The sequence below is a fragment of the Corallococcus sp. CA053C genome (assembly GCF_003611675.1).
GTDB lineage: Bacteria > Myxococcota > Myxococcia > Myxococcales > Myxococcaceae > Corallococcus.
Genome location: NZ_RAWA01000373.1, coordinates 1 through 9,671, shown reverse-complemented (window position 1 = coordinate 9,671; position 9,671 = coordinate 1). Strand labels below are relative to the sequence as shown.

Genomic DNA, 9,671 nt, shown 5'->3' with positions numbered 1-9,671 from the left:
GAGTTCGTCGGCAGCGTCAGATGTGTATTAAGAGACAGGGGGGCCCTGTCCAAAGCGGTCCCCCCGGCCTGGAGCGCATGCCCGCCTGCCGGCCGCCTACGCGGAGGAGGCCCGTGCCCTGGCGGCACTGCCTTCGAGCTCCGGGGTGCCGTAGCGGAGGGCGATGGCACGGCAAGGGGCGTCGGACTCGGACGGGGCAGTCCACGCCCCGAGCGCGTGGTAGAGCCGGCCCTCGCGCCGCTCCAGGTAGAGGATCATGTTGAGCGGCCAGCCCGCGCCCTGGAACAGGTGCCGGTCCATGGGCGTGGGCTCCTGGCTCACCCGCAGGCCGCGCTCGTGGGGCGGACCGATGCGGTGCCAGTCCGGGTGCAGGTGGATGGAGCCGAGCACCTCCAGCCCTTGCGCCTCCGCCTCGGCGGTGATGCGCAGCAGCTCCCGGGGCTCGCACCAGTAGCCGCGCCGTCCGTTTGCGTAGCAGGCGCCGAAGCGCGGGATGATGGTGGCGTCGAACTCCTGGAGTACGGAGTCGTCCGTCTCCCGGATGTTGGCGGCGAAGCGCACGCGCTCCACCCGCATCGCGTCGCCCACGAAGCGCCCCAGCAGGACGGCCCAGCTCCGGGGCGGCAGCTCCGGGGTGCACGCCAGGTATTCGCGGGTGGCGTCCGCGAGGAAGTCCGACAGCACGTCCGGATCCAGCAGCACGAGCTCCGGGTTCATTCCGGCGTCTCCAACGTGGGGCTGGGGAGGCGGCCCTCGGCCCGGTCCTCGCGAAGCTGGGTGATGAGGCCGCGGGCGACGCGCTCCTCGAAGGCGGCGGTGGCCTCCGGCGTCCAGGTGTAGAAGCCCTGGCCCGTCTTCAGGCCCAGCTCGCCGCGCTCCACCTTCTGCGCGAGCACCGGGGGCACCGGGCGCCCGGCGTTGCGCATGACGCCGGTGACGAGATCCAACCCCGCGAGATCCAACCGGTCGAAGATGCCGGACACGCCGAAGCGCCGCCCGATCCCCTGCGTGAGCACGCGGTCCACCATCTCCGGCGTGGCGACGCCTTCCTGCACCAGCCGGATGCCCTCGCCGATGAGCGCCTGCAACAGGCGCGGGCCCACCGAGCCCGGCACGTCCTTCGCGAACACCACCGGCGTCTTGCCCACCTCTTCCAGCAACCGCCGCACGGTCTCCACGACGTCGGGGGCCGTCTTCTCCCCGGGAATCACATCCACGAGCGGAATCAGGTGCGCCGGCAGGTAGTAGTGCGCCGCGAGGACGCGCTCGGGCCGGGTGCAGTCGCGGGCCAGCGCCGTCACGCTCAGCGCGGTGGTGTTGGAGGCGAGCACGGTGTCCGGCGCCGCGAGCCCGTCCAGTTGACGGAAGACCTCCTGCTTGAGCACGAGGTCCTCGGGCACGGACTCGAGCACCAGGTCCTGGCCCACGACGGCCTCGGCGAGCACCGTGGTGCGCCGGATGCGCCCGAGCGCGGCCGTGAGCCCCGCCGGGGACAGCAGCCCCGTCTCCACCAGCAGCGCCGCGTCCCGCTCCAGCTTCACCCGCGCGCGCTCACTGCTGTCCGCACGCGTGTTGAAGAGCACCACCTGCCTGCCAGCGATGGCGAGCTCGAGCGCGATTCCGCACCCCATGGCTCCGCCACCCACCACGCCTACCTTCATCAGCCGCTTGTGTCCCATGGCGTCGCAGCGTCGCCGCGTCCGCGTGACGGAGGCAATCCCTCCTTCACGAACGCGGAGCGTCAGACCGATGCGGTGAAGGTGCGCTGCAATTGTTCATGCGACTGGCGGTGGGGGCTTGAGCCTGGGGCCTGCGCTCCTTCGTGGGCAGGTTCCTGTGGAAGGGGCGGCCAAGCCGGCCCAGGATGACGGAGGATGCCTCCCCGCCCACCCCGCTGTCCGCGTTGCAACCTCTCGGCGCACCTGTGCCTGTGTGCAGAAATTCCCCGGGTGGAGACGCGCACGCGGATCCTCCTCCTCCAGCACGTGATGGAGGTCGCGAAGCGGAGCAACACCGGGCGCGTGGCGGCGCTGGCCCTCACGAACGCGAAGCTGCTCATCCACGGCAAGCAGCCCGCGGCCTATGACACGGCCGTGCTCTCCGAGCCGGGCACCTGGCTGCTCTTCCCGGATGGCCCCGCCGCACCGCCGGACGCCCCCGCGCCGAGGCAACTGGTGGTCCTGGACGGGAACTGGTCGCAGGCCCGGCGGATGACGCAGCGGCTCCCCGAGCTGCGGGCGCTGCCCCGGCTGGTGCTGCCGCCGCCCGAGCCCGGGATGCTCCGGCTCCGCGACACCTCGCATCCGTCCGGCATGTCCACCCTGGATGCCATTGCGCGCGCGGTGGCCCTGCTCGAAGGGCCGGAGACGGCGGCACCGCTGGAGCGGCTGGCCGCGCTCCGGGTGCAGCGCATCGCCGACTGCGGGACGCTGAACTGAGCCCCGGGGTGTCTGGGGTTGGATTCAATTGTGATTCATCCTGGTTGATCGCGTTGGCGCCTGGGGGCGGTGGCAGCAAGTCCGGTCCCCCTACCTCGACCTCGACACCGCTGGCCTGCAAGCAGAACTGCTAGCCGGAGGTCTCGCTGAAGCAGTCGGTGTGCGCCGGGGGCGCGCGGAACACGCGCGGCCCCGGTCCGGCACGGTGTCTGGTCCAGGCCACGCGCTCAGCGGGCCTGCGTCGAACCCGTCGGAGCGTTCTGGCCTGGGATCGCCGCCTGCTGTTCGGTGGTGACGGAGCAGCCGCAGCAGCAGCCGCTCGAGGTGGAGATGCAGGCCACACCGGCGCCGCACGTGCATGTGCTTCCATCATCCCCCGTGCAGCTCGCGACGTTATTGAGCCCCTGGGCTCCCGGCTCCGTGCGCTGGGCTGCCTCACCTGGCTCCGTCTTCAGGGTGACCGACTCCTCCGGGGGCCGAGCATTGTTCTGGGCCTCGGCAACGCCGCATGCCTGGAGTGACACCACCGCTGCCGCGAGTGCAAACAACTTGAGCATATTTTTCATCTGCGGAGCCTTTCCTGGGTTGTCCTGCTTTTGTTGCGAAATCACGATGGGGTGAGGGGTTGGCAATGTCAAAGACAGACATCTAGGGGGTTTCCCTCTGGGGCGGTCATCCGCGTGGAGGGCGTGGGGCCGGCCAGGGGAACAGGGTGGGAATGAAATGAAAGCCGCGAAGCGCCATGCCCCGAATCGGTGCCTGGCCGCCGGGCCACGGCTGCGATGCGAGCGGTTGCCCGTCCGCTTCGACCTGGCACTGGAGGGAATCGCGGTGTCTGACGCTTGCCGTGCCAGGGGCCTTCGGCGACGCTCCCGCGTCCCTTCCCCCGAGGCTCCATGAACGCACTGCGCCCCACGAGTGTCCTCGCCGCGTTGCTGCTCTTGTCCCCTGGCTGCACCACCTCGCGCCCACCGGCCCAGACGGAGTCCCCGGCCGCCCAGGCCGCGACGCCCGCGCTGTCCCCGGCCCAGGTCGCACTGCGTGCCTTCGTGGACGCGCACTTCGAGGAGCACTTCCGCCGCTCGCCCATGGCCGCCACGTCCGCGGGCGTCCACACCTACGACGGAGAGCTGCGCGGCTTCCGGCCCGAGGAGCGGGCGTCCCACCTGGCGTACCTGAAGGCGCGGCTCGCGGCGCTGCCCCTGGCGGTGGACCGGGCCGCGCTGCCGCTGGAGGACCGGGCCGACTACGACATGCTGGCGAACCACTTCCAGGCGCGCATCCTGGACCTGGAGACGGTGCGCCCGTGGGAGCGCAACCCCAACCAGTACCTGAGCTTCGCCTCGGGCTCCGTGTTCCAGCTCATCAACCGTGACTTCGCGCCGCTGGAGGAGCGGATGCGCTCGGCGGTGAAGCGCATGGCGGTGGTGCCGGAGGTCTTCGCGGCGGCGCCAGCGAACCTCCAGAACCCGCCGAAGCTGTGGACGGAGATCGCCCTGGAGCAGGTGAAGGGCACGCGCGCGCTCTACGCGCAGACGCTGCCGCAGGCCTTCGAGCCGGTGAAGGACGCCGCGCTCCAGGAGGCCTTCAAGAAGGAGCAGGCGCGCTGCCTGGCCGCCATCGACGGATACATCCGCTACCTGAAGGACGACCTGCTGCCCCGCTCGAACGGGGCCTTCGCCATCGGTGAGGAGACGTACCGCAAGAAGCTCCAGTACGAGGAGGGCGTCACCGACAGCATCGACTCGCTGCTGGCCTGGGGCCGCTCGGAGATGAAGCGCACGCAGGAGCAGTTCCGCGAGGTGGCGGGGCGCATCGCGCCGGGCAAGCCGCCCATGGACGTGTACCGCGAGCTGGGCAAGGAGCACCCGGCCCCGGCGGAGCTGGTGGCCACGACGACGGCGACGCTGGAGGAGATCCGCCAGTTCCTCATCGACCACCGCATCATCACCGTGCCCAGCGAGGTGCGCGCGCGGGTGGCGGAGACGCCCGCGTTCAACCGCGCGCTGTCCTTCGCGAGCATGAGCACGGCGGGCCCGTTCGAGACGAAGGCGACGGAGGCCTACTACTACGTGACGCCGGCGGATCCGACGTGGAGCGCGGAGCAGACCTCGCAGCACATGAGCTTCTACAACCGCTACGCGCTGCCCATCGTCTCCATCCACGAAGCCTACCCGGGCCACTACGTGCAGTTCCTGTGGACCAACCGCGTCCAGTCGAAGGTGCGCCGGCTGTTCGGCTCGGGCTCCTTCGCCGAGGGCTGGGGCCTGTACACCGAGCAGATGATGCTGGACGAGGGCTTCGGCGGCACGGGGCCGCAGGCGGACCGGCTGCGGCTGAACCAGCTGGCGCTCTACCTCCAGCGGCTGGCGCGCTACGTGGCGGGCCTGTCCTTGCACACGCGCGGGATGACGTACGACCAGGCGGTGCGCCTCTTCGAGGAGGAGGCGTACATGACGCGCATCAACGCGGAGCGCGAGGCGCGCCGTGGCACGTCGGATCCGACGTACCTCGTCTATGCGCTGGGCAAGAAGATGCTGATGGAGCTGCGCGAGGAGGCGAAGGTGAAGTGGGGCAAGGACTTCACCCTCCAGCGCTTCCACGACGCGGTGGTCTCCCACGGCTACCCGCCCGTGCCCATCGTCCGCCAGCTGCTGCTCGGCGATGACGCGGCGCCTTCCGCGTCCCGCTAAGCGCCGGGGGCCTCCGGACACGGGGGCTTTCTGGCAGAGTGGGGCTTTCGCTGGGGGGCCCCGCCATGCAGAGCAGTGTCATCACCGAGGTGTTCCTGCCGCTCGCGCTGGGGGTGATCATGCTCGGCCTCGGCCTGAGCCTCACCCTCGCGGACTTCCGCCGCGTGGCCGAGTACCCGCGCGCGGCGCTGGTGGGGCTGGGCTGTCAGACGCTGCTCATGCCGGGGATCTGCTACGCCATCGCGAACGGCTTCGGGCTTCCGCCGCAGCTCGCCGTGGGGCTGATGCTGCTCGCGGCCTCGCCGGGCGGTGCGACGGCGAACCTCTTCAGCCACCTGGCCAAGGGTGATGTCGCGCTGAACGTCAGCCTCACGGCGGTCAACAGCGTGCTGTCGCTGTTCACGCTGCCGCTCATCGTGAACTTCTCCCTGTTGCACTTCATGGGGGAGGAGCGCGCCATCCCGTTGCAGTTCGCGAAGATCGTCCAGGTGTTCGCCATCGTCCTGGTGCCCATCTCGCTGGGGATGTGGGTGCGCGCGAAGCGGCCGGCGCTCGCGGACGGCCTGGACCGCCCGGTGCGCATCACCTCGGCGCTGTTCCTGCTGCTGGTGGTGCTCGCGGCGACGCTCAAGGAGCGCGCGCAGCTGGTGACGTACTTCCAGAGCGTGGGGCTGGCGGCGCTGGCCTTCAACCTGGCCAGCATGGCGGTCGGCTACATGGTGCCAGGGCTGCTGCGCGTCGAGCGCAAGCAGGCGGTGGCGATCGCGATGGAGGTGGGCATCCACAATGGCACGCTCGCCATCGCCATCGCGTCCAGTCCCCGGTTGCTCAACGACACGGTGATGGCCATCCCCGCGGCCATCTACAGCGTCATCATGTTCTTCACCGCGGCTGTCTTTGGAGCCCTCGTCGCCCGGAGACAGGCCGCGGGTTCGGCGGCGGTGAGCCCCCGGCCCTGAGGCATCACTGGCTGGCTGCGGGCTGGAGGAAGAGCAGGTAGTGGTCCGGGAGGCTCGTGTCCTCGGACACGATGGCGTAGCCCGCGGCCTGCGCGGCGGCGACGAGCGGTGGACGCATGGCCCTGAGGTGCGTCACCGCGATGCGGCCCTCGGGGGTGAGCGCGGCGCGCAGTCGGGTCAGGAAGGCCACCCGGTCCGACAAGAAGTGGTCGACCTCGGAGAGCAGGATGAGGTTGTACGTTCCTGCCTCCAGTCCTGGCTCGTCCGGCGCCGCCTTCCGCACCACGACGTTCTTCCGTTCGGAGACCCGCGCGCGAAGCCGCCGGAGGACCTCGTCATCGATGTCGGTCGACACCACCTGTCCCGTCGGTCCGACGGCATCCGAGAGCCGCGGCGTGAAGTACCCGAGCCCCGCCCCGATGTCCGCGACGTGCTGTCCCGGGGTGATGCCCAGCGCGGCGATGACGCGGGCGGGCTGGCGGGAGCGGTCATACGCGGCGTCATCGCCTTCGACGCCCCCGACCCCGTGCAGGGGCGCCGGCTGTTCTGGCGCCGGAGCCTGCACCGGCGCGCGAGCTGCCTCACGGCGCTCCTCCTTGCTGCCCTCGGAGCGACACGCGCCGGTCGCGACCATGACCACGCCCAGGCACCACCACGCCAGCGGACGGGGGACCGCCTGAGTACGCAAGAGAGTCATTCGGATCACCGTGCCTGGGAGGAGGGGCCCCAGCAGACCAGGGAATCGCCGTCAGGTCGACCTCGGGTGGCGTCAGTCGTTGAAGACGGGCGGACGGGTCTCGGTCAGGGAGGGGGCCGGCTTGTCACCGGACATCGCCAGGAGGCCCTTGAGGCAGCGGGCGGCGAGCAGCCAGTTCTTCGGGTTCTTCATGTCGAGCCCGCCGACGAGCTGCTTGAGGATGCTGAGCGTGTCGAAGTAGACGCGCTCGCAGACCAGCGTCTCGGTCTCATCGAAGATGAAGTAGGCCGACATCCGCACCCGGAACCGGCTGCCCGTGGGCGGAATCTGTCCGAGCGGGCCCAGGTGGGTGCCCAGCAACCAGAACTCGACGATGACGGCATCGTCGCTGTGTCGCAGCGCGATGATCTCATGGTTCTGGTCGGGGAACGCGACGCGGGTCGCGCGGTAGTAGTCGCGCACCGCGCTGTTTCCGTCGTGCACCGTCAGGGTGGGGACCAGCTCGTAGTGCGGGTGCGGGAAGGTGGCCAGGACGTCGTCCCAGTCCTGCCTCACCTCGTCGTGGAAGTGGTCCAGCACCAGCTTCTGTCGCGCCTTGCGGATGGGATCTGTGAGCACCGGGGCCTCTTTTCGGGGGAAGCTTCGGGGCAAGAATAGTCCCCGCTGCACGACGTAGCGCCATTCCGAGACCCCATGCGCCCCCGCTCGTTTCCCTTCGCCGCCCTCCTGGTGCTCGCCACACTCAGCGCCGCCGCCCAGCCTCCCACGTCCCCGCTGGGGCCCGTGTCGCCCACCACCGGCCTGGTGCTGCGGGACGACGTGGTGCGCGCCCTCATCCAGGAGAGCTCGGGTGACCGCATCCACGACGGCGTGCAGCGGCTCGCCCTCATGGCCCGCGACACCCAGTTGGGCTACGCCGACGCGGCCGCGTGGACGATGGCCGCCGCGCAGGCCGCGGGGCTGCAGGACGTCCACCTGGAGGCGATGAAGGACGGCCCCCAGTGGCGAGCCACCCGTGGCGAGCTGTGGGTGGCCGGCCCGCACCGGTACCGGGTGACGTCCTACGCGGACCAGCCCATGTCCCTGCCGGCGGGCAACGGCAGCTTTGAAGGCCTGGGCCTGGAGCTGGTCGACGTGGGCCTGGGCACCCGGGATGAGGACTACGCCGGCAAGGACCTGAAGGGCAGGGTGGCCTTCACGCGCGGCCATCCCTCGGCCACCCTGCGCAACGCAGTGGCGAAGCTTGGCGCCGTGGGCGTGGTCTCTTCCTACTCGACGCCCCCCTGGAACGCGCCCCACCGCATGGACGGCGACTTCCCGGATCAGGTGGGCTGGGCCATGGTCCCGCCGGGACTGGTGCCGCAGGGGACACCGACGCCCTTCCTGTTCATGATCTCGGACCGGCAGGCGCGTGAGCTGCGCGCCCAGCTTCAGGCGGGCCCGGTGAAGGTGGACGTGAGCGTCGCCACGGAAGCCTTCACGGGACACCTCAGCATCGTCAGCGGCGTCATCCCTGGCACCCGCGCCGGAGAGGAGGTCGTGCTCACCGCGCACCTGGATCACTACAAGCCCGGGGCCGACGACAACGCCTCGGGGGCGGCCACGCTGCTGGAGCTGGTGCGCACGTACACCACGCTGATCCGCCGGGGCGTGCTGCCTCCTCCGGTGCGCACCCTGCGCGTGCTGTGGCTGCCGGAGTTCGAGGGCACCCGCGACTGGTTCTCCCACCACGGCGCGGATCCGGTGCGGCGCGTGGCCCAGTTCAACTTCGACATGCTCGGCGCCAGCCTGACCCGCGCCCACTCGCGCTTCCAGGTGTCGTACACGCCGGACTGGAATGGCAGCTTCGTGAACGCCGTGTCCGAATCCACGGTGGCCTTCATGAACCGCTTCAACAGCGTGGCCTACCCGCCGCGAAAGGACTTCCGCATCGGCTCGGTCACCGGATCGCAGGACCCGATGGATGTCCACATGGAGCGCTACGGCCGCGGCTCGGATCACCAGCTCTTCAACGACCACGGCATCCCCGGCGTGGCCTTCTCCACCTGGCCCGACGACGGCTATCACACCAGCGGCGACAAGCCGGAGAACGTGGACCCCACCCAGCTGCACCGCGCCGCCTTCGCGGGTCTGGCCTCCGTCACCGTCGCGGCCTGGGCGGAGGGCCCGGCCGCCCTGGAGCTGGCGCGCCTGGTGGCGGTGCACGGCGTGCGGCGCGTGGCGGAGGACGAGTTCAGGGCCCGCCGCGACCTGGCCGCGACGCCCGCCGAGCAGCTGCCCGCCACCGTCCGCCTGGCCCGCGCCGTGGTGCGCGCCGCCTACCAACGGGAGCGCGACGCCGTGCGCTCCTGTCTGCCTTTGGGCGCGCCCGCCAAACCGGTGCAGGCGATGACCCGGGCGCTGGAGAACGCCGAGTCCCAGGCCCTGGGGCGCCTGGAGGCGGAAGGCAAGGCGCGCGGGGTGTCCCTGCGCGAGCCTGCTCCCAGCGAAGCCGAACGCCTGGCGCGGGCGTTCGTTCCGCGTCGCGTGAAGGGCCAGGAGCTTGCTTCGTTCGACGAGCTGGCGCGCCAGGCGGCCGCCGCGTCCCAGCCCCGGGTGGCCGGGGTGCAGGCCGCGATGACCGCCGCGGCCACGGCCCTGCGAGAGAGCGGGGAGAGCGAGCTGCGCTTCTACCAACTGCCCGACGCGCTCGCGAGCTACGCCGACGGTACGCGCTCCGTGGCGGACATCCGCGACGCCGCCTATGCCGAGTACGGCTACGTCTTCCCCGTGGAGGCGCTCCAGGATCTCTTCGAGCTGCTGGTCCAGGGCGGCGTCATGACGCGGATCCGCTGAGGGGCCCGCGACCGGAAGTTCCGCCGATCCCGTCTGAATCCCCGCCCTC

At 70.8% G+C, this 9,671-nt stretch carries 8 protein-coding genes; 4 read left to right on the top strand and 4 right to left on the bottom strand.

What is annotated here, in order from left to right:
* Positions 1-96 precede the first annotated feature (96 nt).
* Both D7V97_RS33965 and D7V97_RS33960 read right to left on the bottom strand, forming a co-directional pair.
* The gene (locus D7V97_RS33965) at positions 97-717 is read right to left on the bottom strand and encodes a hypothetical protein (RefSeq protein ID WP_120614773.1); all 621 of its coding nucleotides are present in this window, start codon (positions 715-717) and stop codon (positions 97-99) included.
* Positions 714-1,661, bottom strand: a complete 948-nt coding sequence (locus tag D7V97_RS33960) for a 3-hydroxyacyl-CoA dehydrogenase family protein (RefSeq protein ID WP_255424860.1) — start codon at positions 1,659-1,661, stop codon at positions 714-716. The genes D7V97_RS33965 and D7V97_RS33960 overlap by 4 nt, the downstream gene beginning before the upstream one ends.
* A gap of 213 nt (positions 1,662-1,874) precedes the next feature.
* Here D7V97_RS33960 and D7V97_RS33955 point away from each other — a divergent pair, with 213 nt between their 5' ends.
* The 3 genes from D7V97_RS33955 (at position 1,875) to D7V97_RS33945 (ending at position 6,090) form a co-directional block, all read left to right on the top strand.
* Positions 1,875-2,438, top strand: a complete 564-nt coding sequence (locus D7V97_RS33955; RefSeq protein ID WP_120614771.1) for a tRNA-uridine aminocarboxypropyltransferase — start codon at positions 1,875-1,877, stop codon at positions 2,436-2,438.
* An 896-nt stretch (positions 2,439-3,334) separates the two neighbouring features.
* A complete protein-coding gene (locus D7V97_RS33950; RefSeq protein ID WP_120614770.1) occupies positions 3,335-5,131 on the top strand; it encodes a DUF885 domain-containing protein in 1,797 nt (598 codons plus the stop codon).
* A 65-nt stretch (positions 5,132-5,196) separates the two neighbouring features.
* Complete coding sequence (locus tag D7V97_RS33945; protein ID WP_120614769.1) at positions 5,197-6,090, top strand: bile acid:sodium symporter family protein; 894 nt, start codon at positions 5,197-5,199, stop codon at positions 6,088-6,090.
* Between the two features lie 4 nt (positions 6,091-6,094).
* On the opposite strand, the gene D7V97_RS33940 is transcribed toward D7V97_RS33945, so the two are convergent.
* Together D7V97_RS33940 and D7V97_RS33935 are read right to left on the bottom strand one after the other, a co-directional pair.
* Positions 6,095-6,724 (bottom strand): class I SAM-dependent methyltransferase, encoded by a 630-nt coding sequence (locus tag D7V97_RS33940; protein ID WP_233583399.1) that lies wholly within the window; start codon positions 6,722-6,724, stop codon positions 6,095-6,097.
* Positions 6,725-6,859: 135 nt separating this feature from the next.
* Entirely contained in the window at positions 6,860-7,405 is a 546-nt protein-coding gene (locus tag D7V97_RS33935) for an ester cyclase (protein WP_120614767.1), read from the bottom strand.
* A gap of 75 nt (positions 7,406-7,480) precedes the next feature.
* Here D7V97_RS33935 and D7V97_RS33930 point away from each other — a divergent pair, with 75 nt between their 5' ends.
* Entirely contained in the window at positions 7,481-9,622 is a 2,142-nt protein-coding gene (locus tag D7V97_RS33930) for a M28 family peptidase (protein WP_120614766.1), read from the top strand.
* Positions 9,623-9,671 lie beyond the last annotated feature (49 nt).